The sequence below is a fragment of the Olavius algarvensis spirochete endosymbiont genome, from assembly GCA_900608495.1.
GTDB lineage: Bacteria > Spirochaetota > Spirochaetia > DSM-2461 > DSM-2461 > UBA2779.
This window is the reverse complement of record UWYT01000249.1, coordinates 1-462: the sequence shown is the minus strand read 5'-3', so window position 1 is coordinate 462 and position 462 is coordinate 1. Positions and strand designations below refer to the sequence as shown.

1 protein-coding gene is annotated in these 462 nt (G+C 55.6%); it reads left to right on the top strand.

The annotated features are described in order from the left end of the window. Window positions 1–462 (top strand): NHL repeat-containing protein (locus S1OALGB6SA_RS07590; protein WP_503465885.1); only part of this gene is annotated, 462 nt, incomplete at both ends.

Below are 462 nucleotides of genomic sequence, written 5' to 3'. Positions count from 1 at the left end.
GACTCATCCGGCAATGTCTATGTGGCAGATACATACAACCACCGCATCCGGAAAATCACGCCGAAGGGGGTGGTAAGCACCTTAGCCGGCAGTGGAAGGGGTGGAAGGGGTTTTGCGGATGGCACCGGCACAGATGCGCAGTTTTTCTTCCCCTCCAACGTGGCTGTGGACCCAGAAGGCAATGTCTATGTGGCAGATGCTAGCAATCACCGCATCCGGAAAATCACGCCGAAGGGGGTGGTAAGCACCATAGCTGGCGATGGCACTCCAGGTTATACTGATGGCACCGGTACTGTGGCACGATTTAACCTCCCCTACGACGTGACTGTGGACTCATCCGGCAATGCCTATGTGACAGATTTTAGCAATCACCGCATCCGGAAATTCACGCCGATGGGAATGGTAACCACCTTTGCCGGCAGCACAGAGGGTTTTGCGGATGGCACCGGCACAGAAGCACAG